Source organism: Flavobacterium anseongense, from assembly GCF_021608185.1.
GTDB lineage: Bacteria > Bacteroidota > Bacteroidia > Flavobacteriales > Flavobacteriaceae > Flavobacterium > Flavobacterium anseongense.
This window is the reverse complement of sequence record NZ_JAKIHN010000007.1, coordinates 61,830-88,746: the sequence shown is the minus strand read 5'-3', so window position 1 is coordinate 88,746 and position 26,917 is coordinate 61,830. Positions and strand designations below refer to the sequence as shown.

Here is a 26,917-nt window from a genome sequence, read left to right as displayed (position 1 = left end):
CTTTCAATTAAAACCAATAACCAATTAAATTACATCTACAATATGCAACACATTATACTCCTCATTCTTCAAAGAATACTGCTGCCCATTCACCTCCTGAAAAAAGGAGATAGCAAGCAAAAACAAAGTAACACCGGTGGTCGTAGGAACACTGGTTGGAGTCAAAGTAACAGGGGTTGGAGTAAGGTTCAAAGGTAAATTAACCACATTACTCAAAGCCAACTCCGAAACCTCCGTCTCAAAATCAATTCCGAGAACGGCACTTTGAATGCTTACATTAGTTGCGCCTTCAGGAAAACGAATCTGCTCTAAAGGAATAAATTCAGATAAGGTAACGACACCCGTAGCAGTGTCAAGTTCATAGGTCGTAAACAGCACACTGCTTAAAGGGGCATTGGCATTAAAATCAAACCCCTGCAAAGCCAACTTACCATCCGGAGTGCCGAGACCAACATAAATTTGGCGGTTACCTCTGGCAGAAACAGTGTCGTATTTTTTAATATCTGACATTGTTTTCACCAATCTGCTGACCATCTTAGTGTCCTTTGCCTTAAAGACTAAACTACCCAAAGCCAAACGAAGTGATTTACCGGCTCCGGTCGTAATAGTAAATTCACTGTTGTTCTCCCGGGTTCTCACAAAATTGGGATCGTTCGCTATACGTTCCTTTGAAACCCCTCCTTTACGACGAACAAAATTTTTACCGTCCTTTTTGTAGAAGGTTAAATCTTCAATTGTACCTTCAATTTTTAAAATTCCATTTGATTTTGCCATAATACTAAATATTAAGGTTACTAAATAAATTTTTGTAATTCCAGGCCATCTTAATCGGGTATAGTCCTTTTATAACTAAAATAACAAACCACTAAATACCAAGAGCTTACAACTATAAAACTCAAAATGTTTGCGTTTAGTATATACCCCTTGGTCATAACAAACCCTTTTTGCCGTCTTTTACCAAAACTGCCGTTTTTACCCTAAAAGAAATGTTAAAATTTATATGCGTGCATAATATTTTGAGTAGTATTGCGTTATAATAGAATCAAATTTGCCCTAATGCGCCATAGTAACGTCATGGTAACGTCATGGTAACGTCATATAAACGTTATGGTAAAGCCTACTAAAGTATGGAAGATAAATTCCAATACTAAACTAGTAACCAATGAAAAGAATTTGTATTTACCCAAAAGATGTTCAAGCCATCACAGGCAAAGGAGAAAGGCAATCAAGGAACATAGTGCTCGAAATCAAGAAAAAACACAACAAAGAAAAACACCAACCCATAACCATCCACGAGTTCTGCGACTACATGAAGTTTGACCTCGACAAAGTAATTCCCTTGATAAGATAAGTGAAATAAAAATACTATCTAAACCTAAATGTAACCCAAAATATTCCGTTACTCATACATACCCCCGTCACTTCGAGTGATTTTGCAAAGTAAAAACGCTAGTTTTTGCTTTGTGAAATTGACCCGAGGCTTTAGCCGAACTGAGCGAAGCTAATCGAGAAGCCAACTTCAAACAAAGGTTCTCGATAAATTTTTGGTAAGGTCGATTTGCTTCCTTATCAAACTCAAGAACCAAAAACACTCGAACTGACGTATACCTTAAGCCGTCACTTCGAGTGATTTTATAAACTATGAACGACAGTTCTTAGTTTATAAAATAGTATCGAGAAGCCAACTTCAAACAACGGTTCTCGATATATTTTTGGTAAGGGCGATTTGCTTCCTTTTTAAACTCAAGAACCAAAAACACTCGAACTGACGTTAAGCAGTAATCGTCATCCTGAGTGTCCGCGGCGGCGGATGTATCGAAGGACGTCACTTCGAGTGATTTTTAAAAGTGAGAACGCCAGTTCTTAGTTTTAAAAATTGACCCGAGGCGTCAGCCGAACTGAGCGAAGCTAATCGAGAAGCTTTTTGCATAAAATATTTCTTACTTTTACTAAATGAAACAATCTTACATCTAAATACTAAAATGTTCTGACACCACCTATTACACGGGTGTAACCAGTAATTTAACACAACGTATCTATAGACATGAAATAGGTTACTTTCCTGATTGCTATACTTTTTCTAGAAGGCCTGTTACGTTGGTTTTTTATGCAGAGTTCACAGATATAAACTTCGCAATCGAAAAAGAAAAACAGATAAAAAAATGGTCTAAAGCTAAGAAAGAAGCATTGATTAGGGGTGATTATGATTTATTGCCAAACTTGGCAAAGAAGAAGTTTAGTTAAACAGCGGTTACCCTGCTGCCGCGTGAATCCTTCGCGTGGTTTTAATTAAAAAAACGCTTCTTCATATAAGTCCCACACATTGCTGCCGGTAGTTACTTCCTTCATTTGTGCCATGATTATATCATCGCCATTGCAGCGCATGTTTATCATTCCGTATTTAATTTTATCGGAACCTTCAGAATGCGACCGTGCCAATTCGGTGGAAAACACCAAGGGTCTATTTGATTTGGTATATTTACCGGCACAACCAATTGCATCGGCTCTCGGATGTGAATAAGATTCATTATCTCCTGAAGAAATCACAGTAGCATAGGGATTTACTTTAGCCATAAAGGCTGTAGTAAATTCGGATGCTCCATGATGACAGGATTTCGCTACATCCACTTCAAAGGGGTTTGCTCCCCCGTAATGTGCCAATAGATGGTCTTCTGACGGAATATTCAAATCTCCACCAAATAAAAAAGAGCGGTTGCCATAAGTGATTTTTAAAACAATGCTGTGTCCATTTATCGTATGGGCTTCATCGTCAAAATATTTATAGGCGGTTTTTCCATTAATAACATCTGTTACAGGACCCAAAATTTCAAAACTGAGGTTTTTACCGTTTATTACTTTTCCGGCAACAGTACTGTTGTGATCAAGACGAATAAAATTCTGTAAGCGGCCTTGGGTATGCGCATTGTTTACCGCAGTAAGAAAGGTCTCAAGCATATCCAACATTCCCCCATTAGCTTTGAGCGCATTTAAATCAGCGATGCTGTCAAAACCTGTAGTTAAATAATCCTCGCCTTGGTGTTGCACTTTTTTTCCCAATTCGGTATTGTAATCTGCAGGATAATTGGATTTTCTATCATTAAACTTAGCAATGCCACTGTGGAAAATAGTGCCAATTTCATAATGCTCATCATTAATGATAGAAATCAACCCATTATAATGGTCTTTATCAAAATGACTAATGAAAATATAGTCAATTTTCACTTTCTTATTATTGTCAAAATAATATTTGTACTGCCATTTACTTAGGTAGTGACTCAGATTATCGTTTGGACCACCATCAATAATAATTTTCATGCCATTAGCATCATTGCCTACTTCAATCAGTGCAGAGTCTCCCTGCCCTACGTCTACATAAAAACATTTAAGTGCCGGTGAATCACCAATATCGCTTTTAGCTATCCAACCCTCTTTTCCAAAGGCTGTCACTTTCTCCCAATTCCCTTGTGTCTCATTAGCCAGTTTTACAAACGAACCCATTAAAAGGGTGTTGTTACTTGATTTTCCTTTGCCATTTGCACCTATACTTTTATAGGTTTGGGCATATAGGCTCGTTACTGTTTTGTATGTTGTTGCCATAGTGTGTTTCATTTATTTGATGATGCGGTGAAATTATAGGTCAAGGAAAAAAAGAGTCCTGCTTTAGGAAATACATTTACTGTAGGAACTGCATCGGGAGTTTCGAGATTGGTGTAAATCACATCCGTCTTTAATTTCTGATCAAGGATTGGCGATGATTTTAAGGTTAACCCGCCGGAAATTACAACCCGGTTCTTATGTCCAATGAATATTGATGGTCCAATGTGAAACAAAAGGTCAGATACAGCAGCTGTTGTACTTACACCGATACTGCCGCCCAATTTTACAGGAGATGTAGTTCTCCAATAAAAATGCATCAATGCTCCGACGGACATTAAATATCTAGAGCCCCTGTCTGCAGTAACAATTTTTCTGTGGTCTGCATCTGTTTTAATATAATAGTAGCTGTTTCCTAGAAAGTCATCACTCCCACTATTCAAAAAAGCACCGCTGCTAAAGTCTATCTTAAATCCACCATTCACTTTTACAATAACCTCAATTACTTTCTTACCATTGGCATTACAAATATTTAATTCTGTTGGCTCTATGGTAATAGTATATTTTATCTCATCAGTTTTGGCAGTTATAACTTCTGAATCATATTCAAATGTTGCCGGACTTGTTAAAACATCATATAAATGCAGCAACTCATATGGCTTATCCTCCTTTTCAAATTTTTTCATGTCATTAACAGATGCTTTCGCTTTTTCTAGGTTTGCTTTTATCTCCTTTAATAAATCTTTAAAATCGGCTTTTATTTCCTTAAAGTTTGCTATTTGATTACTAAGATTTTCAATTGTTGTAGTTGAACTTATCTGTTTGTTTTTTTCTGAGGTAAGTTCTTTGATATTCGACATATTTCTTGCTTCCAATTCATTGGGAGTTTGTTCTTCATATCTTGCTATCCAATTCGGTAAATCACTTAATTCTCTTTCTGCTTCCTCGGTAAGTGAGGTCATTTTTGCTTCGAGATTGCTTCTCATTTGTTCAACCGTAGTCGTTCCATAATTATCATTACCATTCAGATACTGATTACTTTTTTTCAAGACTTGTACTTTGATGTCATTAAATGTATTTTGACAATCTTTAGATAAATGTGACAACTTATTAAAAAGTAAAGTTATATCATCTAACTTTTTAGCATTTGCTTCGATATTATAAAACCGTTTTTGGATTTCATCGTAAATATCAGAAGACCGGGCGCTTAGTCCCACTCCAGTTGATTTTAATTTATCCTGAGATGGTGGTGTAGTATAAATATATGCTGGTAACTTGATGCCTGTCAATGCCGAAGGAACTGCTATATTATAATTAGTTTCGACTTTAATCCCGTCAACTTTATAGAGATTTCGGTTGATATTTGTTATTTTGATTTGAAACGTCTTCTTCCTGTCAACTGTCTCTTCATATTTATTCTTCAAATTTTTAAAGTCAACTGAAATAGTTTTATCTACATCTTGTGCAAGCCCTACAAAGCTAAATAACAGCAGAATTGAAACGACTAAAGTTTGTTTTGTTCCCATACCTATATAATTTTAAAAGTTACACTACAATAAGCTATTGCCTTTAAGACCCTGTAAAAGAGTAAAGTGGCAACTAACTTTCCGCTAAAAATTGTGTGGTATTAGAATCGTAAAACGGTGGTATTTTGGAATCCTTTACGATACTCTAATTTAAAAAATCATGTTCAAACCATCGTCAAAATGTCATTTTTATTCGTTGAAAATCAAATTAATACGATAAAATGCAAAAAATGGCATTCGCCTGTTAGCAGCTTATCAACTCCTATGAGAACAAAAGGAACTCGAGCGAAGCGACTGGCGAAGACACCCGAGCATAGCAAACGAACGAAGTAAAAGCGAACTTTGGACAAGGGATTAACTTCGTTGAGCCCTAAGGAGATACCTGAGCAAAGGAAACCGGAACGGCTTTTTAAAAGCCCTCTCTTTTTGATATACATCTCAAAAAAAAAGGAACGTTCCGGTAAGTAAATTTACTCCTATTGAATTCATACCAGACACTTGAAATAACCGTTTTGACTACCAGGTTAAATAAAAAAACTCCCCATAAAATGAGGAGCTTCAAAATTACCCAATCATAATTTTGTGAACAATTATTTAAAAATAGAGTATATAATAAAAGTCATAAAACCATATATACTCGTGATTACTATTTCCAATCGATATTCAACTATAAATGAGTTAAGCTGCTTCATACTACTATTCTATAATAGTTTCGACGGCAACCTGTTCTCCAGGCGCAAGTTTAGGAATTAAAGCATGATAAATTATTGTTGGAGCCACCATAGTCTCATCTTGAACAAAAGTTACTGTCAGTACTTTTTCCGTGCAATTATCCATATATTCATACTGAATCGACTGATTACCCGAGGTCAGTTGTTTTTTTCCAATAATCAAATCATAGGTAGTAAAGTCAATTTGAGGTCGGCACGCCACGTCATCCGTCATGTTTTCAAAATCAATCTGATTGCGGATGATGATAAAATTGTCTCCCTGAACGATATTGTATAAAAGGTATTTGGTATTCACACAACCATACTCAGCTTCTAAATTGGTAAACGGCAACGCCGAAGGTTCGCAGTCAGAACTATTGCTGCCGGTGCATGAAAAGAACAAACCTAATACTACAACTAATACTATTTTTTTCATAAGACTTTAGATTAAAAATTAATAATTCACATCGGTATTCAAATATAAACTTTGATTTCAGGTTAGAGTCTACCCTTTGAGGTGGTTTTTACTCTTTACTGATTTTATAAGTGGATACTCCGGCATCCGTTTGTATTTTGGTTAGATAAATTCCCGGGCTGAGATGCGCCACATCGATACAGGCAGTGAGATCGTTTACCAACTGATAGGCTACTAATTGTCCGTTAATAGCGTAGAGTGCTACCGATTGAATGGGATTTTTACTATTGATATTCAATAAATCATAGGTTGGATTAGGATACAGCGTTACCGTAGCCCTTTCTGAATCCGCTACATCTAAGTTAGGCAGGCTAAATCGAGCCAGGGCAAATGCTCTATCGGAACACATATAACTAGTCAAGCCACCCGTTAAATACTTACCATCAGGCTGTTCTATTATTTTTCTTCCATAATCATACGAAGCACCAAAGTCTACTCTGAAAGCGCCATTGGTTCCAAAAGCACTGTCAATTGTTCCATTTGAATTGTAACGTACACAACCAAAGTCATCCCCAATATTACCAACTAAAATAATTTTTCCATCTGACTCTATTAGCGCGTCAGAACAAATACTAGTTGCTCCAAAGTTAGTTTTAACAATTCCGGTTGTATTAAATGTGGTGTCTAAAGTACCGTCAGTATTATATCGTATCATAACGAAATTAAGATAGCAACTGCCTGAAAACACTATTTTCTCATCGGCTTGTACATTTATAGTACGTGGTTCTGAACTGCCGGAATTAATATTGGTTATGGAAAAACCATTAGTGCCAAAATTGGTATCCAAAGTTCCATCTGATAGAAAACGAGTTAAGACATAATTAGCATTTGAATTTGAAGCAGTATACATAAATGCTCCTACCAACATACTACTGTCAGGATAAATATAAAAACCCCTGGCCGTAAAACTGGAAAAACCATCAGGCACCGGAAGTGTAACCAATCCGTTGGTGGCAAATGTGGTATCCAAACTACCATTAGAGTTAAAACGAAGTACGTATATTTTATTTTGCTGATTCGAAGCTGTCACCATTATTTTATTACTTGCCAGTATTCTTATCGAGTCGATAAAAAGACTATTATCGAGAACAATTGAGCTAATATTTGTGATGCCATTAGTCCCAAAACTAGTATCTAAGGTTCCGTTAGAATTGTATCGTGTTACTATCATTTGATCTGTATTAGATACAAAATGTTTACTCAATACAACTATTTTACCATCCGTTTGTAGTGCCAATTCAATGCCTAAGCCGGTCCAAGAAAAACCACAACGTATAGGAGTGATTACTTTTCCATCGGTACCAAATGCGTTATCAAGCGTACCATCTGGTTCATATCTTACCAAGGATAACATATCGTTTGCAGAACCTGCCGCAATAATTTTTCCGTCGGGCTGTAATTTCATAGAAATTAATGCATCAACAGCCAAACTTAAGTCGTTAACTAATTTGCCACTATTCCCGAAAGTAGCATCTAACTGTTGACAATAATTTAAATTGAATGACATTATCATGCCAATAACAATTACTAATACTTTTTTCATAATTTTTTTATAACAATAAAGTTATTGTAATAAAAAATACCCGAACCTACCTAAATGGGTAGAAAAAAAGAGAAGCATTTACACTTCCCTTTCTTCCAAAAATTAAAAACTACATTAATACTTATCTTTTAATAATTTTATCTGTTATAATTCCTTCCTCTGACTTAATGTCAATTATATAAGTTCCGGAAGAGAGATGCTCAATATTGTAATGTTTTTGATTCTTAAATTGTGCTATTTTTTGTCCTAAAACATTATAAATTGTAACTTCTTTAATTAGTTCTTCAGACTGAATTTCAAATACATTTTCAACCGGATTTGGAAATAGTTTATAGTCAAACTTAGTATCTTCAGGTATGCTTAAAGGGCCATTATATTGAAAGCATCCTGCTCCTGAAGCACAATTTCCGCTCTGGCTCCAGTTTACATATACTTTGTAAGATCCTGTTCCCGGGGGTGTGAAAATGTATTGATTTCCCAGAATTACGCTATTGTCATTGCATGCGGTCCAGGCATAAGTAGCACCGGGAATATCTTGGGTAACTAAGGTGTTCCCTACGGGAGTTATGGTTATGGTTGGGTTGTACAATGAAACGGTAAAAGGTTGAGAACAGTCTCCATCACCGGCGCAACCTGCAATTCCTTTTACATAATACGTTCCGACACCTACATTTCGGGTTGGCCCATAGCCCAATAGTGTACCGTTACAACTTCCGGAATACCATGCCCAAGATGTATTGTTGTTTAAGTTGCCGGTAACATTCAAAGGAATACTTGAAACAAGACCATTGCAAACGTACACATCACCACTAATGGTTGGTGCTGTGGCTGCAATACAACTATAATTAATACAATTCGTCAGCACCTGACAATCGAATGCGTTAGAAACTAAAGCCGCATAATTTCCGGCTACTGCAGGAGCAAAGTTTCTATTAGTCGCTCCATTTATAAATTGATTACCATTGTTACAATCCACCCATTGATAAATTCCATTTTCCTCGGTTGCTGTTAATATGGTTCCATTTTGTGTAATCACATTGCTTGGGTTTGGATTGATGTTTATTGTAAACGCAGCACTACAGTCACTAGTAGCTGCACAACCACCTTCTCCACGAACAAAATAAGTTGTGGTACTATTTGGCGATACGGTAATGGTTTCTCCTGACCCAACCAGGGTACCTCCACAACTTGCGCTATACCATTTCCATTGTTCATTATTTCTTAAATTTGGATTTGAAATTGTAAGCGGAATTTGATTAGAGGCACAAGAATTTGATGTTCCGTTAATTACCGGGGTAATGGCAGGAAATCCACAAAAAGTCATTTTACTAACAAAGCCATTGTTGCCACTCGGGCTATTATTCAGGGTAAAGGATGAAGCACTCGGATTAAAATCAACAGTATCATTAAAAATGCCAACGGTATAGATGTCATAGTCATTTTGTGTTATAGCTGTTGGATAATTTTGAGAAGTAGCAGTAGCTGGAGTTAATGGTCCTCCAAATGCATTGGTACTTCCATCAAAGAAAAGTGAAGCTAATTGTATGGTTTTTCCACCACTCGAATTTGACGTATAACCACAAAAATAGACTCTGTTAGTGCCAGAATTCGAAGTTATGTCTGTGATTTCATCATTAAAACCGGATGTTCCGGATGTTTGTACCCAGGCTAAGTCGGGCGTGCTGCTATTGTATCTTGCCACAAAACCATCGGTTCCGCCTGTAGCTGTTTTTGAATTGACGGTAGCGCTTGGATCAAAATCTACTGTTCCACTAAATGAACCACAAAGGAAGTAATTGTTGCTTTCACCTGAAATATTTAGGAATACATCATTACCTGTTCCGCCAATTGTAATTACATTGTCTGTTGCAGTTGGTCTTCCGTTTGAAGAAGATACTACCGCAAAAAATCCATCTTTAAGCCCCGCCGAAGTTCTTGAGATAGTATTTGTAGAAGTATTGCCATCGAAATCGGATGTTTGGCTAAAATAACCTATCAAGTTAAGAACAGAATTTGAAGGAGCGGATAGATCGTTAATTTCATCATTACCAGCACCACCATAAGTATTTAGCCATTGAAACGTAAATGGATTTGTCTCGTTTGTGGTGCGAAAGCAACAACTAAATGCATCCAGATTTCCGGCACTAGTAGCAGTGGAGGCTCCTAAAGTAATCGTTCCTAAAAAGGATCCTCCTAAATAATAATTAGTGACTGTTGCGGTATTAAAAACCGCTATGCTATTAATGTTTATTGCATTATTTCCTGAATTAGTGCTATAGCTCGAAGAGGTAAATGTCGTTTCACCGTTAGTCAGATTAAGTTGTTTGAGTGAAAAAGTATTTAAACTGTTTTTTTGAACTACAGTTAGTACATTGGTAAAGATACTCCCAACATTAATGACTCCGGCACTGATTTCCTGATCGCCGGCAACTGCTTCTGTATTCACCCAAATCAAATTCCCTCCCGTATCAAATTTCACCACAAAACCATCAGTTAGGATAGCGGTTTTTTCAGTAACACCCGCATTAGGGTCGAAGTCGCATGTACCAAAATAGTAGCCAAAGAAATAGGTATTCCCATTACTGTCGGTTAATACATCTTTAATCACTACACCACCATTGGTAATGATGGAGCCGGTCGAAGCTATACTCTTTGCAAATTGAAGACTGTTTTGAGAGTAAGAGAAGTTTACAAGCAAAAAAAGTGAGAGAATAAAAATTGTTTTTTTCATTTGGTGTTAATTAAAAAATAAAAATAATAGACCGATTTAAAAAAGGAACTACCCTATCAGGTAGATTTAAAAGAAAAGAGCTGGATTAAATCCAACTCTTTCAATAATTAATCTTTAAAACTTATTCTTTTATAATCTTTGTTTTTGCTTTTCCTTTTTCAGTAACTACTTCAATGATAAATGTTCCTGATGAAAGGTCATTTACGTCATAATAAGACTGATTCCCTGAAAATTCTTTTACTTTCTGACCTAATAAATTGTAAATGGTTACCCGATTTATAACCTCTTCACCAACGAGAGTAAAGTGATTTTTTATTGGATTAGGATATAATTTTATTCCTAATTGTTCAAATTCTTGAATACTTAAGGTAATTTGAGTACATGAAGAAGTAACCAAACAACCATTTGCTGATGTGATTTTTACAGCATAGTTTCCTGAAACCGTTGGTGTGTAGGACTGACTTGTCGCACCCGAAATATCCGAGTTTCCATTTGTACAATCTATCCATTGATAGGTAGCACCGCTCTCTTGGGCAGTAAGGATATTTCCAGTTTGTGAAACTACATTAGAAGGTACTGCATTAACCTGTACATTAACTGTTCTGCACAAGCCATCCTGACTGCATCCTCCTTCACCCCTGCAATAATATGCAGTTGTTACTGTTGGCGAGACTGTAATGCTGGCACCTGTTCCTATTAAAGTTTGTCCACAGTTAGTACCGGTATACCATTTCCATTCTAAACTTTGATTAAGATTTCCGGTAGCGGTTAGTGTTCTACTTTCACCTGCACATATTGCATTTGCAGAACCCGTGATTTGAGGGTTTGTGGCCGGATTACAAATGGTTAATACAGTACAATTCGAAGTAACAGTACAACCACTGGAATTGGTTACTCTAACAGCATAGTTTCCGGATACTGTTGGTGTATATGACCGACTTGTAGCCCCCGCTATATCTGAATTTCCATTATTACAATCAATCCATTGATAAGTTGCACTTGCTTGTGTTGCCGTTAATGTATTGCCACTTATTGTTACTGCATCACTAGGTAAATTAGTAATTATAGATACCGTTTTCCCTGCAGAACAGTTTCCGTTTGGCACGCAACCTCCTTCACCCCGAACATAATATGTAGTCTGAACATTTGGTGAAACAGCTAGGGTAAATCCTGTACCGACAAGAGTGCCACCACAACTATCTGAATACCATTTCCATTCGTTATTATCCCTCAAAGTGGCAGAATTACCAACAGAAAGAGTAATGCTCTGTCCTAAACATACTGAATTGTTACCCGAGATAGTTGGAGTTTCTGCAGAATTACTACAGGGTGACATTTTTTGAATAAAACCATTATTACCACCGCTAATAGGAGTAATGGAAGCAGTTCCTGTTTGAGGATTAAAATCAGTAGTTGCATTGAATACGCCACTGGTAAATACTCCGATTGATGTATTTAAATCCTGTGCTATGCGTAATGGCGCATTGAGTGTTGTCTGATTGTTTGGAAGGAAAATACCCCCAAATGACGTAACTACTCCTGTGGCACTTGAATAACTCCCTATAGTTGTTGCAGAACCAGATACTGAACCTAGTTTTGCAGCATAATAAACATCTACATTTGCGGAAGCCTTACTAAGGCTAACTATTTCATCATCATTTGTGCCGCCTATTTTTTGAGCCCAAAAATAGGTTGAGCCACTATATCGAATTATAAATCCATCCTTACCTCCACTTGAGACCAAATTATTATCAACATCAGTTGGGTCTACCGGCAATGTATTAGAAAAATATCCCGAAATAATTCCTGCATCCGTATCACATATTGCTGAAACTGAATCATCTCCTGTGCTGCCAAAGGCAATTGTTGTTTGTGTATTTCCATTTGAATAATCAAGGTCTAGTTTAAAGCAATCTTTTCCTCCTGCAGAAGTTCTAAGAATGGAACTTGTTAAAGGATCACCATCGAAATCAGCTGTATTTTCAAAATATCCGACACAACTCATTAAGCCATAAAAAGTTACGCTATTAACTTGATCATTACCCGTTCCTCCATAACTTTTTAGCCAGCCAAATTCAAAGGCACTAGCTGCACTTGAGCCGTTAGACTGAAACTTAGCAACGAAACCATCTTGCTGACCTGCACTTGTTCTGGTTTGTCCATCAACAGTAATAGAACCCGAATAAGAACCACCAACCATGTAGGCATCAAGTTGTGCTAACGCATTTAATGAAGTAATGTTGACAGTGCCTGTTGCTGAATAGATGGAAGAAGTCGAAAAAATAGTCCCATCAGAAATAGTAAAACTTCGTAAAAAGAAACTGTTTGTACCTTGTTGAAATACTGAAATCAATTTTGATGGCAGAAAATCGCTGTTTATACAAAGACCTTTGGCTTCCTCATCTCCGGATTGATTGGTGGTGTACAGCCACAAAAGATTCCCTCCTGAGTCATATTGACCTACAAACCCATCTGTTCCTTGGGCTGTTTTAAAGTTGGTACCGCTTGATGGATCAAAATCGACAGTTCCACTAAAACTTCCGCAAACAAAAACGTGTCCGGTACCAATCGGTCTTAAGTCTTTTATATTAACTGAAAATGCTGATGCCGTAGTTCCTGCAATTTGTTTAGCCCATTGGAACGTTTGGGCATTGCCAATTAAAGTAAATAGCCCGAAAGCTATAAAAAAAGTAATTTTCTTCATAAGTTAAGTATTTAGATTTCTTCAAAAATACTTTGGCTTACTACTTTCATGTACTACCCATTAGGGTAGAAAGTTTTAGTAACTTTTAGAAAATCAGATGTAGGTCATATCTTTTTTGTGGCAAATTGTAAAACAAAGTTTTTTCAACTTTGTAACGCAGAGAAAATCGTACTTGTCGTTCTAACGAAATCATAGCCTGATGTTTCTTTGTATCGCTTCTTTGAATAAACTTCTGTCAGCGTAAAAACAGAGCTGGTTTTTAAAAAAAATAATACAGTTCGGACTGATAATCTGCTAAATTATTACCTGTGACATATTTTATTAGAGTACTATTCGCAATACCCTGTAAGAAGATTTACTGTTTAATAACCTTAATTGATTTGGTAATTTTTTGCTGCGTAATTTTTAGAAAATAGACACCCGATTCAAAAGAAGTCAAATCAATGTTGCGTTTATTTTTATCTTCTAAGAATTTCTGCCCCAAACTATTGTAAACAGAAATACTAAAAGGAATTGTAGCATCAACTCCTTCGAGAGATAGGCTGTAAATTGCCGGATTTGGATATACCTTAATCTCTTTAACAGTAATGTTTGCATTATCTAAAGTAGTGCAGATGGTAGTTTGAAAAAGATTTCTGAAGTAATCATAAACATCAGGAACGCTCATATTTGCGGGAGCATGATAACAACCTGGTGTACCCGAATTATTGCATCCGCCAACGTTGGTTGTAACAATATTTTGCTGCCCAAAATAGGAAGGCGGAATTTCAACCATATAGGGCCTGAAACCATCACCAGCCAGACCGTGTATATACAGTTGGCTACCACAGGCATAGATTTGATAATAATGACTCCAAAAACATTGAAACCAATGTGTCCAAGTTTGACCTAAATCATCAGAATAAAAGACTCTTGATGTATAATAGGCGTCAAACAAGTAGATACGACCGTTGAGAAACTGAACTTGGTTAATGTTGTTGGCAGTTCCATCTAAACTATTAGGAACTGTGAAAGACTCAGGCGCTAACAACTGCCAGTTTAGCCCGGCATCATCGGTTTTGTAAAGTTCTGTTTCAGAACCTATGTAACGACTACCAACCAAAACATACCAAGTATCGGCATCAATAAAATCAAAGTCTCTGATGTAATCTTCATTAATTTGAGGGTTATTGATATCAAAATCACGAATTACACTCAGATTACCACCTTGGTTTAGATATACATTGTGTCTTCCGACGGTGATATTGATATTTTCGTAACTATAAGATGTAGAGTCGTTTATGGCATACCACCGTTGTGCATGTGAAAATAGACTAGAAAATAAAAACAATGCAAAGAAACTTTTTTTCATAATCGAATACTAAATAACACATTAAGGATAACCAAAATTAATTTATCATTTGTGAAGAAAGGCTAGCTATTAGGATGTTTAAATTAGGTTTTCTTTATTGGCTTTTTGAATGGCCTCAATATTAGAATGTACCTGAAGTTTGATGTAAATGTTTTTCAAGTGAAATTTGATGGTGTTTTTACTAATGAATAGTTTTTCTCCAATACTGTCATAACTATATCCACTGGCCAATAGTGTCAATACTTCTTTTTCCCGGTTGGAGAGTTGGATATCGCTGTGTTTCTTTTGAAACGAACTCACCACCATTTTGGCAATATGTATACTCATAGGCGCACCTCCCGATACGGCTTCTTCTAATGAACTGATTAAATCATTCGGCTTCAAATTTTTAGTTAGATATCCGGTGGCACCTGCACACAAAGCATTAAACACCATTTCAGAATTTTCATAAACTGTTACCATGATGATGATGGTATTGGGAAGTTTCTGTTTGATTATTTTAGTGCCTTCAACACCGTTCATACCCGGTAAATCAATATCCATCAAAACCAAATTCGGTCGATCGGATTTCAGATTATCGAGTGCCTCTTCACAGCTGGTATAGGAATCCAAAACCATGAAATCAGAGGAACTGTTGATGATTTCCTCAAAAGCCTGACTCAACGGTGAATTGTCTTCTATTATAACTACTTTGTACTTCATAGACTCATTGCAAAGTTAATATTCTCATCCTTTTTAAGCACTACCTTTTGAGGTAGTTTTAGCTACAAAAACTACGGTTGTTCCTGCATCTCGCTCAAACTGTATTTCAAGAACACCGCCAAGTTTTTTGGCTCGTTTAGTCATGTTGGTGATACCATTAGAGGCTATTGATTCAGTTTTTTTAACGCCAATACCATTGTCTGAACACTTGATGGTAAGTGTGATCCCATCATAGTCAAAACTAAAAACAACCTTATCCCCTTTCGAATGTTTGAACGCATTAGTCAAGGCTTCTTTAAAAATATAAATAAGTTGTTTACTCCAATAATATGGGAGTTTAATGTTATTTTTAATCCGTTTTTCTACGATGAATTTAATGTGGGTATCCTGATAAAATTCTTCTCCAAAATCAGAGAGATAAGTGACCAGTTCCTCCAAATAATTACTTTCATCGTTTAGCGAAAAGATGAAATCCTTGGTCCCTTTATACAAGTATCCGGCATCATTTTCTATTTGTTCTATTCTCGATTTTAGTTTGACGTTTTCATGACTGACTTCCTCTTTAGCTAAATTAGATAACAGCGATATACGTGCCAGTTTATTACCTAAATCGTCATGAAAATCCTGAGCAATATTCATTCGGACTTCAGACAGTTCATTTTCAAGCTGATGCTGGCGTTCAATGGCAAACTTTAAATCGTTATTTCTTTTTTTGACTTTACGGAGTTGATACAAAATCATCATGATTATGCTTAATGAAATTACCATAACCAACAATGATATATATATAATGTCTTTAAACCATGGAATGCTGGTTTTGAAATTATAAACTTTAGAATATCCCCAACTTCCGTCTTGTTTTTTAGCTCTGAACACGAGTGAGTGATTTCCCTTTTTTTGGTTTTGCAGCGATAGGGAGCCCTTTGGTTTTTCTAAGGTTACCCAGCCTTTTTCGTCAAGATTATATTGTGCAATCAAAGAATTAGACCGATTATAGGAAATGATTGTATAGTTAAAAATCGATTGATTTTGACTGATGTGCAACAGTGGCGGCAGTTCTAATTTTAAGGGCTTGTTATTATCTATAATAGTTACTCCTTTATCACTTCCTACCAGAATTTCATTAGTTGAACTTTCAAAAATGACATTGATGAACGGTGATAGCAATCCACGGCTGGTTGTCAAATTAATAAAGTTCTTTTGATCAAAAACAGAAATTCCTTTGTTAGTCCCGATCCAAAGGTTATGATTGTGGTCTGTAATCAAAGTATTAATCTGATCGCAAATTAAGCCGTTTTTCTGACTATAGGTATACAAGGTATCGTTACTGATTTTGCAAAGGCCTTTGTATGTGGCAATCCAAAGTCCTCCACGATCCAACAGTAGTTTCTTTATATTCTCACTTAATAATTTTTTATTGCCAATCGATTTCTTTACTATGTCTCGCTTGTTTTTGTCATAGTAAAACATTCCCAAATTCGTCGCAAACCAAAGCGTGTCCTTATATAAAACAGCATCATTAATGTTTCTTTTATTGCGTGGAAATTTAACTTGATATTTTTCGATATAAATACTGTCATCCACATAAATAGTAGAGTTTTGCTCAAGACAAATCGTGTTAAAACCCGTAACTTCCTTAATGTTTGGGGTGTGTTGAGAGCCATTTTTAATATTAATCGAGTTTACTATGATTTGGTCCTTATTCAATACGGTTAATTTTTTACCGATACCATTGATTTTAATGCTTTTGATGGTGGTGCTGTCTGAAAATGAGGAAAGGTAGTTCGGCGAGAGTATGTATTTTTTTTCTTTTAATTCTTCTATGCCCAATATCAAGGTCTCAGGAAGCTTGTTTTTTGAGATATTCATAAAAGAGGATAGGTTGGGATTGTAACAAAATATACCCTCTCCGTTAGTGGTAATCCAAATATTGTTTTCATTGTCAATCATGAAATCCGATATGGTGGCCTTTACATTTAATAGTTTTTTTATACCGACTTTTGTTTTGAAATCATTTGAAAAGAGGTATGCATTTTTAAATCCTTTCAAGTCCGTTGCCATCACTAAATATTGATTACTATTGATTTTGGCTATATCACAAATAATATTGGAGGCGTCATCGAAATCTAATTTAAATTTACGAACTATTGTATGCCTGTTTACATAAAACAAACTGTCCTTTATTGTAACTAAAAAATTGTTTTGATCTATTTTTGAGATAGAATTGACAACGGATTCTTTAAAATAGCCTGTTAAAGAGTTAATATTGTCATTTTTAACTTCATAAATTCCTTTATCAGTTGTTGTATATATATTATACAACGATTTTATTCCGTTTATAAAAAAAGGTTTATTATCTATAATGGTTAGGTACTGTCTACCGGTTCCTAACGTAAAATTAACTTTTTGTACTTTATTGTTTTTCAGAACTACCAATTTCTTTTGGTAAGTTTTATTTGTTTTTTCGTATATAATATTCCCATACGAATGTCGAGCAATGATGTCATCACCCCAAATCTGCAAATGATTCAATTTTTCTGTTCCGTCTCCTTTTATTTTGAGTGGAAGTACTTTGTCATTTCTTATGATTTGCAATCCTCCTCCCCAAGTGGCTAAGACAATATCTCCGTTTGGGACCTGATTGATGTCGATAATAAAGTTATTTCGTAAACCATCATCAGTCGTAAAAACTTTAAACTCTTGTCCATCGTATTTGGCTAATCCATCATCAGTTCCAATCCAAATAAACCCATCTCTATCTTGAAAAATACCGTATGTGATATCATGTGGTAAACCATTAGCTGTATTGAAATGAAGCAGTTTTCCCTGTGGAAAAACAACGCAAGGGAGAAAAAAATAAAACAAGAAACTATGTAATAATTTCATATCTCTGAAACAATGTCTTAAATATATAAATTAATTTATCAATTAAACTACCCATTAGGGTAGGTAATGCGTTTATGTTTTAGTAGATTACAGTTTTTAAAAAGTGAAATAATATAGCCCGAAGAAGCTCTTAAAATTCTGTATAGACTGAGAACTTGGAGCTCTGTATGACTTAAGAGTAAATTTATTTACCCTTTTTTTTTCAAAAATCAGAGAGGTACCTGTAGGCTAACTGTGCTTTTTGATGCTTCTGTCAAAATTTAAAAAAACCTTTAAACATCAGTTTTTAAAGAGTTTTTAGATTTTGTGCTTCTTTAAACACACATTCCGCGGATAAAAAGGGATTAACATCGTTGAGCCCTGAAAGGTCGCGAGCGATGCGAATGTACGGAGTAAAAGCAAGTTTATGCCAGGGATTACTGCCGTGATCCCATTCCGGGGAATCCGGGGCAAAGGAAACCTGAACGGCTTTTCAAGCCGTTTGTTTTTTATTTTCAAAAAGCATTCAAAAGTGAACTTTTGAATGCTTTTTGAAAATAAAAAACCCGAAACTTTCGTTTCGGGTTTCCTTTGCGGAGAAAGAGGGATTCGAACCCCCGGACCTGTTACAGTCAACAGTTTTCAAGACTGCCGCAATCGACCACTCTGCCATTTCTCCGGTAAGTCGTGCACTCTTTTGCTGAATGCGGTTGCAAATATAATAACCTTTTGTTGATTGCAAAAAGAATTTAGGTAAAAAATAAACTTATTTTTTCTCTGTACAGCTATTTTGCTATTGCTCTGCCGATTAGCTGGTTTTATTTGATATACTCAACTAAAAGTTTCAGTTTTTTTAATTCCCTTATTACTATTTTAGAAATTTCAATAGCACCTTTTTCACTTAGGTGCGTGTCATCTGATTTGCCTTCGGGATAATAGGCCACTTCACCCGGTTTATAATGCAGATGCAGCTCTTTTGATTTTTCGGGACCGTATGCTTTCTCTAGCTCTTCCGAATAATATTCCAAATCGATAAAGGGCACTTGGTATTCCTGGGCTACCAATCGGGCTTCCTGAGGATATTCGCCATGTGTGCTGATTAAAACGCCTTTTTCATTGAAATTTCTTCTGGCAATCGAGGAAAATAAAATAGGAATAGCGCCCTTTTCACGGGCTTCGGTTATGAACCGGATTAAATTATGACGATAAGCGGTATGTGGATTGGTGTATCTGGTAGAGTCTTCCACTTTGGCATCGTTATGCCCGAATTGTATAAAAACATAATCATGAGGTTTGAGCACTTTACAAATGGAATCCCAACGTCCCTGATCTATAAAACTCTTGGTGCTTCTGCCGTTAACCGCTTTGTTTACTACCTTGATTTTATTGTTTAAAAATGCCGGGAATACTTGCAACCAACCGTGCTCCGGGTTTTCATTTGGCTTAACTTTATTGGCCATAGTGGAATCGCCTGCACCATAAAGTTTAATTTCTTGAGCTGATGCATTTACTGCAAAAAATAGTAAAATAAAGAAACTGTATTTCATAGTGCTGATTTAATGTTTAACCGAATTACTTACCGATGTCGGGATGGTTGCTTTTTGTCCGATGATGACCTCATTTACCGTTACATTTTCTGTATGCTGAAGGGTCATTCCGTTCTTGGCTGATTTTACTTCGATGTTATTCAAAAATACATTACGAACTTTCTTCAAAGGATATCCCTGAATAATCAAAGCTGTTTCGCGGGCTTTAGTACAACTAATATCAGACAAATAAATATCGGACACCTCCGAAGGAAAATCTGCGCCTTCACCCATATAATTGGCTGTGATATAAATGCAGTCTTCTACCTCATCGAGTTGAATATTTCTGATAAAAATATTTTTGATGAATCCGCCTCTATCCGCATTGGTTTTGAAATAGATACCACGTTTTAGATAACCCGTCGTTTTGCAGTTCTCAACATAAATATTTTTGATTCCGGCCGACATCTCGCTGCCCAAAACCACACCATGCAATCCTTTAAATCTGCAATTTCTGACTACAATATTCTGGCTTGAAAAATCCGAGTTTGCTCTACCTTCATGGTCTCTTCCTGCCTTGATGGCAACATTATCATCGGCATTGTTAAAGTCAATGTTTTCAATCAAAACATCTTTGGAATATTCAGGATCAACTCCGTCGTTATTTGCGTTGAAAGCGTTGTATTTTAATCCGCGAACAGTAATGCTTTCCGACTTTAGCAAATGGATACACCAAAAAGGCGAGTCTTCAATGGTCACATTTTCAACCAAAATGTTTTTACACTCTAAAAACTGAATCAATTGTGGTCTTAAAAAATGTCCGGCACCAAACCTTCTGTCATTTATCGGAACATTTGTATGATTCATTTCACGGGTCAGCTTTTTGTCTGCTCCTTCTTTACTTTTAAAACTGTTCCAGATATTGTGCCCTTCCCCATCAATGGTGCCTTCTCCGGTTATGCTAATATTGCTGCAGTTGTTGGCATAAATAAGTGGACTGTAATTGTAAATCATCGTGCCTTCCCAACTCGTTAAAACCATAGGTAAATAATGATTCGGATTGTCGCTGAAGCGGATTTTGGCTCCTTTTTCAAGCTGAAGCTTTACGTTGCTCACAAAATGAATCGGGCCATTTAGCGTATAAATTCCTTTTGGGACAATAATGGTTCCGCCCTTTTTCTTTTGACATAACTTCATAGCTTTATCAAAAGCAGGTTTGTCATTGCTGATGGAATCGCCTTTAGCACCAAGTTTTGAAACCAAAATAGTATAATTGGGAATTTTAGGCAGTTGAATTCGGCTGACAATCGCATCTACAGAATCTGTTGGAAACGGATTTTGCTGCGGAAAGGCAGTGAATGAAATCAACAAAATGGCTATGATTCTGATTCCCATAATTATTTTTTTGCCTGTGATTCCCATTGCTGGATATCTTTCAGAAAGTTAGCTCCAATAACATTTTCGACCTTATATTTTTTGGCTTGCGATTTAGTTAACTGATGCGACCATTTTACTCTTGTTGTTGGTGAATATCCTGCTCCCGTGCATTTATATTCGGCATAAAAGCTGTTCTTTTCGGCATCGGGTTTTGACCAATTGTGCCAGCCTTCCGGTAAAATATGTTTGCCCAATGTACAGTTTACGAATACTGTTTTGGCATAAATCCGCCATGGTCTTCCCAAATAAACTTTTGACACAGCCTCATTTGAAGTCAGTTTACAATCTTTAAAAACATAACCAAAATCAGTTCCTTCCGGAGTTGAAGCAGCTGTGATATAGGAGTCTTTTTTGGAGTGGATTTCGCAATCTTCAAACCAAGCCGTAGCGCTTCCGAAAATGAAATCGGTTGTGCCTTCGATATAACAGTTTTTATAGTATTGGCAGCCTTTCCCCGAAGCATAAAGCGTATCCTGATTTCCTGTAATTCGGCAATCGATAACCGCTACCCTATCTGAAAAAACAGATAAAGCGACTGCTTGACCAACATCGCCTGAAGCGTTTTCAATAGTGAGATTTTTGAGCAACACATCGTTCGCTTCAACCAATAAGGTATAGGTATAAAACGTACTGTTTATACCCAAATTAACCTTATTGAAATAATCGTCAAATGTTATAACGGTATTTTCTTTGCTTTCGCCAACCAAAGACATATTGGTATTCCACTCATGAATTTTTATCTTTTCGTGATAGGTTCCGTTTTTAATAAAAATCGTTATTCTTTGATATGGGAAAGATTTAGAATCGTTAATGGCAGCCTGAATGGTAGTATAATCACCTGAACCATCCTGAGCAACCGTTTTATAGAAAGCATCGGTTTTAACTGCAGTTTGAGAAACAGCATTTGAAAATGAAACACAAACAAGTACAAAAGTGAATGCTATTTTCTTAATGTTTTTCATTTTTTTATTTATTTCGCCTTGATACAAAACTAATGCTGCTAAACTCTTTTGATTGCTATTGTAGTAAACTTAGATTTTATTTTTTCTATTCAGTTCGGTCAACTTATTATCTAAGTAGTTGTAAAATTCAGCTTCGGTTTTAATCCCGTCTTTTTCCTGTTCCCAAGCTCCAAGTAAATAGAACGATACCGTTTTTGTAGTTGGTTTGAAAAGCAACAAATGATCAAATTCTCCTTTTATTTGTTTATCTACAGTGGCCACTTCATAGAAAATGGCCATACCTAAATTATCCGGCACTAATGTTTGCTTACCATAGGTTGCAATATATGCCCATTTTTTGTTGGCACTCTCTTTTTTAACTAGAGCTATCTCTTTAAAACTAACTATTCCCGTACAAATGCCTTCAATCTTTGCTGAAGCTTTGATAGTATGTTTTGTATAACGTTCATTTGGCTTAATAGTAAGTTTGGACTCAAAATTAATTTTGTCATTGGCTGTTTTCCAACCATCATATTTTACAGTTACACTAGAACATTTAGCATTGTTCTCAACTTTGGCAAAGGTAGAATCTACTTCTTTAAAATGAAGTACATCTTTTCCGTCATATCTTCCAATACCGCCAATTCCTAATGCTTTCCCTGCTTTAAGAATGTCCATTCCCCATGGACTCATATTGTGATACGAATCAAATCCATCCAATCCAACTTTTGACAGTACCAGAGTATCCGTTACCTTTCCGAAAATATCAATACAGTTTCTCCAATCCAAATACAATCGATATCCAATTTTATTGGATTCCCAACCCGGACCTTCATATCTGATAAAGAAAGAATGATCCCAATGTGATTTTGGTACTTTTAAGCTGGTAACGTTTTTAAACGTTCCGCCTTCGTATTTTTGACCTTTCCAGGTTCCGCCTTCTTTTATAGAAAGTTCAGCATAAGTCTGCCCTTTTGTTTTGACTTTTTTATCTTGAGCATTTACGGTCAATTGAGAAACCAATAGTATTGCGGCAACGATTTTTAATGTTTTCATAATTATAAATATATTATTGCTGTTTAAAAATTTTATCTAAAAATTGTGTTGAATAAAGTACAATCTCATCAAACCAAGGTTCAAAAAACCAAAAGGAATGGGGTGAATTGGGTAGTGCTTTTACTTCGTTGTAAATGGCATACTTATTTAGTTTTTCTATCATATCATTTTGTCCGGCATGAAATCGAGGCAGACTACTATTAATAAATAAAATGGGTGGTGTATGTTCATCCGTCTGATTTAGTGCTGATGCCTGTTCCCATACTTGAGGATTTTCTTCATACGTTCCGTTAAGCCATAAAGCCGCAGCTTTACCTTCTGCCGATTCCGGATGATGAAAAGCTAAAATACCATCCATATCAATTATCGCCTGAACGTTGGCATTTTGCTTACTAGTGCTCTTTTCTTCAAAAGCTAAATTCCCGTTAGTAGTACCTATTAATGCAGCCATTTGTCCACCGGAAGAGCAGCCTAAAACAGCTACTTTGGTTGGGTCAACATTAAATTTCAGAGCGTTATCTTTAATATATTTTATAGCTTCCTTTACATCAGTAATTGCAGCCGGATACTTTGCTTCAGCCGTTAATCGGTATTCGACACCAAAGCACGCATAGCCCTTCGAAGCTATTTCCTGTGCCAAATAATTCATTTGCGATTTATTACCCGAACTCCATCCGCCACCATGAATCAAAATCACTGCAGGCTGCAATGTTTCTTGTTGTTTAAAGTAAGCATCTAAATGCAATTCTCTCGAATTTATGCTTTTATAAACTACCTCTTTTAACTTGGTGATTTCCTTATTTTCCGGTTTTTGGACTTTTTTAATGAATGGAAACTTCTTTACTTCTTTGTTGTAGGTGCTCCATACCGTATATGAAGTATCTACTTGAGTTTGTGAAAACAATTCAGAAACTAGTAAACAGAAAGAAATAAGAAGTAAGTTCTTCATTCAGGAAAAACGATTATTAATGTAATCGATTACGCAAACGTAAATATTAATAAAGATAACACAAAAAAAATATACTTAAAGTTATATTAAATGTATAAGCATATGACTTTTTTAGTATAAATAATACAAGTAAAAATTAATGATTTATATAATGTAAATAAAAAGCGTAAAAATTATAATAAATTCAATATCCGGAAGAGATATTTGCCGGATTAGTAGCTGTTTTATGTTAAAACATTTGTGCAGGAAGAAAAGAGTTATACTTTTGCGCAATCGATTACATAACTTAAAAACAGTTAATTATAAAAGAATTATGAAAAAACTATTTTACATCGCATTTTTGTTCATGTCGTTAAATATGGCTGCACAGGTAACTATTACTCAAGCCACCGGATGGAAAGAATGCGCCTATGTAAAATGGGAACCGCTTACTGGAGTTGATTTCTATAGAGTTTATTATACCGGCGGTGCCTTAACTAATCAAATAATTGATACGCAACTTATCAGAAGTTATGGCAGTTATTTTCGTGCTGATGTTTTAGGGCTAGCTCCCGGTACTTATACGATGAAAGTTGTACCTGTTACAGGTGGTGTTGAAGGTACTCCGGCAATTTCGAGCAGCGTAACCGTAACAGCTCATGACAGAAATGGTTTTGCACACGAAGGCGGAAGAGTTCCCGGTGCATACAATCTTGATGGTACTTTAAAGGCTAATGCTGTTGTTTTATATATAACACAAAATACAAAAAACACCTGTTCTATGACTGTAACAGGTGCTACTGCAAATCCGTGTGTGGGTTTACAGACTATTCTTGACGGATTTAAAAAAGGAAACGATCTTCGTCCATTAGCTGTTAGGTTAATTGGAAATATTACTGATTTAAGTAATATGTTAAACGGAGATATCGTTATTGAAAATAAAAATACAGCCGGTAGTTCGATAACTTTTGAGGGCGTTGGTTCTGATGCGTATTGCAATGGATGGGGTATTCGTGTAAAAAGTGCTTCAAATATTGAAATTCGCAATCTTGGTTTTATGCTTACCAATGCAGCTGAAGGTGATAATATTGGCTTACAACAAGATAACGACCATATCTGGATTCACAATAATGATATGTTTTATGGTGCTGCGGGTGGTGACGCTGATCAGGCTAAAGGCGATGGTGCATTGGACTGTAAAAGATCAACCTATGTAACCATGTCATACAATCACTTTTGGGATAGTGGGAAATGCAATCTTTTAGGATTGAGTGAAGCTACAACGACTGACTTATATGTTACTTATCACCACAACTGGTATGACCATTCCGATTCACGTCATCCTCGTGTTCGCTATTACTCTGCTCATATTTACAATAATTATTTCGATGGAAATTCAAAATATGGTTCAGGGTCAACTCTAGGTTCTTCCTTATTTGTGGAGGGAAATTACTTCCGTAACTGTAAATATCCAATGCTTACTTCACTACAAGGTACTGATGTTTATAATGGATCGGAAGGAACTTTTTCGGGAGAAGACGGAGGAACTATTAAAGCTTTCAACAACATTATGAGTGGTCAAACAAGATTTGTTGCTTATGACCCGGTTACTTTTCCGGTTCAATTTGATGCTTATGTAGCTACTACAAGAAATGAAACTATACCAAGCAGCATTACTTCATTACATGGTGCCAACACTTACAATAACTTTGATACTAACCCAGCTTTGTATATTAACTCTTTGGTGGTTGAAGATCCGACTACAGCAAGAGATAATGTAATTGCTTATTCCGGTCGTGTTGGAGGTGGTGATTTAACATGGACATTTAACAATGCCGCTGATGACACTTCATCTACAGTAAATACAGGATTAGCCGCTGCTTTGGCTGGTTATACTTCCGGTTTAGTATATATTCAGGGTGAAGCTGTTGTAGTTCCAAATCCTCAAACTTTGACTGTTCCTGACAACAACGATCAAACCATTATAAGTGGTCCAATAACTGATATGGTTTTTACATGGGGCGGAACTGCCTCTGATGCTACAGTAAACGGATTGCCTGCAAATGGAATTGATTATGTAAAAGATACTGTTGCCAAAACAGTTACTGTATCAGGAACTCCGACAGCAAATGTAACATTCAATGTTACTACCAGTGGACCTACAGGCTCACCGGTAACAGGAACAGGAAATATAACAATAACGGGGACTCCAACCGGAACCGAAATCCACAACTTCACATTACAAACTTTGAATAGTACGTTCTATACATTTACATCTTGCAATATGAATAGCACGCCCGGTTCTGCAACCTATGATGACTTGACATTGACGGCACGTTTAAAAATGGAAACAGCTACTAATATTTCATATACAACACTAACTACTTCGACTTTAACTCTAGTTTGTGATACAACATTTAACGGTCCTATTAAACTCGACGGAGTATCTTATACAACATCAGGTGGTATCGTTGTTATCCCTTCAGTTGCTGCCGGTGCTCATACTATAACAAAAGGCAATACTACAAACCTTTATTATATAAAAACAGAATACACGCTTGGTTTAGGAGAAAATCCTAATCAACAAAAATTAGTATTGTATCCAAATCCGGTGACAAACACATTGAACATTACTACTTCAGATTCTGAAATAATACAAAATGTAGCGGTATATAACCTTTTAGGCCAACAAGTAAAAAATAGTATTGGAGATATCAGATCGATTGATATGGGTGGTTTAGGAAAAGGCACCTATTTTGTAAAAGTGCAAACAGATCATGGTATATTCAATGGAAAAATTATTAAAAATTAATATAATTAAAAACCTT

18 protein-coding genes and 1 tRNA gene are annotated in these 26,917 nt (G+C 36.1%); 3 read left to right on the top strand and 16 right to left on the bottom strand.

Annotation, left to right across the window (positions count from 1 at the left end; all coding sequences use genetic code 11):
- Positions 1-24 precede the first annotated feature (24 nt).
- Positions 25-774: a hypothetical protein gene (locus L1S35_RS10580; RefSeq protein ID WP_236400451.1), complete on the bottom strand. Its 750-nt coding sequence runs from the start codon at positions 772-774 to the stop codon at positions 25-27.
- Between the two features lie 388 nt (positions 775-1,162).
- Between L1S35_RS10580 and L1S35_RS10575 the strand changes: the two genes are divergently transcribed.
- Both L1S35_RS10575 and L1S35_RS10570 read left to right on the top strand, forming a co-directional pair.
- Positions 1,163-1,351, top strand: coding sequence for a hypothetical protein (locus tag L1S35_RS10575; RefSeq protein ID WP_236400449.1), 189 nt, complete (start codon positions 1,163-1,165; stop codon positions 1,349-1,351).
- A gap of 623 nt (positions 1,352-1,974) precedes the next feature.
- A complete protein-coding gene (locus L1S35_RS10570; RefSeq protein WP_236400598.1) occupies positions 1,975-2,244 on the top strand; it encodes a GIY-YIG nuclease family protein in 270 nt (89 codons plus the stop codon).
- A gap of 45 nt (positions 2,245-2,289) precedes the next feature.
- Here L1S35_RS10570 and L1S35_RS10565 read toward each other — a convergent pair whose 3' ends face one another.
- The 15 genes from L1S35_RS10565 to L1S35_RS10495 all read right to left on the bottom strand — a co-directional run bounded on the left by L1S35_RS10565 (position 2,290) and on the right by L1S35_RS10495 (position 24,110).
- Positions 2,290-3,609 carry a ComEC/Rec2 family competence protein gene (locus tag L1S35_RS10565; protein ID WP_236400447.1) on the bottom strand — a complete coding sequence of 440 codons (1,320 nt, stop codon included), beginning with the start codon at positions 3,607-3,609 and terminating at the stop codon, positions 2,290-2,292.
- Complete coding sequence (locus tag L1S35_RS10560; protein ID WP_236400446.1) at positions 3,606-5,120, bottom strand: coiled-coil domain-containing protein; 1,515 nt, start codon at positions 5,118-5,120, stop codon at positions 3,606-3,608. The genes L1S35_RS10565 and L1S35_RS10560 overlap by 4 nt, the downstream gene beginning before the upstream one ends.
- Before the next feature lie 696 nt (positions 5,121-5,816).
- A complete protein-coding gene (locus tag L1S35_RS10555) occupies positions 5,817-6,266 on the bottom strand; it encodes a hypothetical protein (protein WP_236400444.1) in 450 nt (149 codons plus the stop codon).
- Positions 6,267-6,354: 88 nt separating this feature from the next.
- Positions 6,355-7,848 (bottom strand): T9SS type A sorting domain-containing protein, encoded by a 1,494-nt coding sequence (locus L1S35_RS10550; protein ID WP_236400441.1) that lies wholly within the window; start codon positions 7,846-7,848, stop codon positions 6,355-6,357.
- 121 nt (positions 7,849-7,969) lie between these two features.
- Positions 7,970-10,579 carry a T9SS type A sorting domain-containing protein gene (locus L1S35_RS10545; protein ID WP_236400439.1) on the bottom strand — a complete coding sequence of 870 codons (2,610 nt, stop codon included), beginning with the start codon at positions 10,577-10,579 and terminating at the stop codon, positions 7,970-7,972.
- A 121-nt stretch (positions 10,580-10,700) separates the two neighbouring features.
- Positions 10,701-13,283, bottom strand: a complete 2,583-nt coding sequence (locus L1S35_RS10540) for a T9SS type A sorting domain-containing protein (protein ID WP_236400437.1) — start codon at positions 13,281-13,283, stop codon at positions 10,701-10,703.
- A 355-nt stretch (positions 13,284-13,638) separates the two neighbouring features.
- Positions 13,639-14,634: a T9SS type A sorting domain-containing protein gene (locus L1S35_RS10535; RefSeq protein WP_236400435.1), complete on the bottom strand. Its 996-nt coding sequence runs from the start codon at positions 14,632-14,634 to the stop codon at positions 13,639-13,641.
- Positions 14,635-14,712: 78 nt separating this feature from the next.
- Entirely contained in the window at positions 14,713-15,336 is a 624-nt protein-coding gene (locus L1S35_RS10530) for a response regulator (protein ID WP_236400433.1), read from the bottom strand.
- A gap of 33 nt (positions 15,337-15,369) precedes the next feature.
- Positions 15,370-18,222 carry a ligand-binding sensor domain-containing protein gene (locus tag L1S35_RS10525; protein WP_236400431.1) on the bottom strand — a complete coding sequence of 951 codons (2,853 nt, stop codon included), beginning with the start codon at positions 18,220-18,222 and terminating at the stop codon, positions 15,370-15,372.
- 573 nt (positions 18,223-18,795) lie between these two features.
- Positions 18,796-18,880 (bottom strand) — tRNA-Ser (locus tag L1S35_RS10520).
- A gap of 139 nt (positions 18,881-19,019) precedes the next feature.
- Positions 19,020-19,748 (bottom strand): rhamnogalacturonan acetylesterase, encoded by a 729-nt coding sequence (locus L1S35_RS10515; protein ID WP_236400429.1) that lies wholly within the window; start codon positions 19,746-19,748, stop codon positions 19,020-19,022.
- A gap of 9 nt (positions 19,749-19,757) precedes the next feature.
- Positions 19,758-21,122, bottom strand: coding sequence for a glycoside hydrolase family 28 protein (locus tag L1S35_RS10510; protein WP_236400427.1), 1,365 nt, complete (start codon positions 21,120-21,122; stop codon positions 19,758-19,760).
- Positions 21,123-21,124: 2 nt separating this feature from the next.
- Positions 21,125-22,126, bottom strand: coding sequence for a pectinesterase family protein (locus L1S35_RS10505; protein ID WP_236400425.1), 1,002 nt, complete (start codon positions 22,124-22,126; stop codon positions 21,125-21,127).
- A gap of 69 nt (positions 22,127-22,195) precedes the next feature.
- The gene (locus tag L1S35_RS10500; RefSeq protein WP_236400423.1) at positions 22,196-23,161 is read right to left on the bottom strand and encodes a DUF4861 family protein; all 966 of its coding nucleotides are present in this window, start codon (positions 23,159-23,161) and stop codon (positions 22,196-22,198) included.
- A 13-nt stretch (positions 23,162-23,174) separates the two neighbouring features.
- A complete protein-coding gene (locus L1S35_RS10495; RefSeq protein WP_236400422.1) occupies positions 23,175-24,110 on the bottom strand; it encodes an alpha/beta hydrolase in 936 nt (311 codons plus the stop codon).
- A 313-nt stretch (positions 24,111-24,423) separates the two neighbouring features.
- Between L1S35_RS10495 and L1S35_RS10490 the strand changes: the two genes are divergently transcribed.
- Positions 24,424-26,901, top strand: coding sequence for a pectate lyase family protein (locus L1S35_RS10490; protein ID WP_236400420.1), 2,478 nt, complete (start codon positions 24,424-24,426; stop codon positions 26,899-26,901).
- Positions 26,902-26,917: the final 16 nt, after the last annotated feature.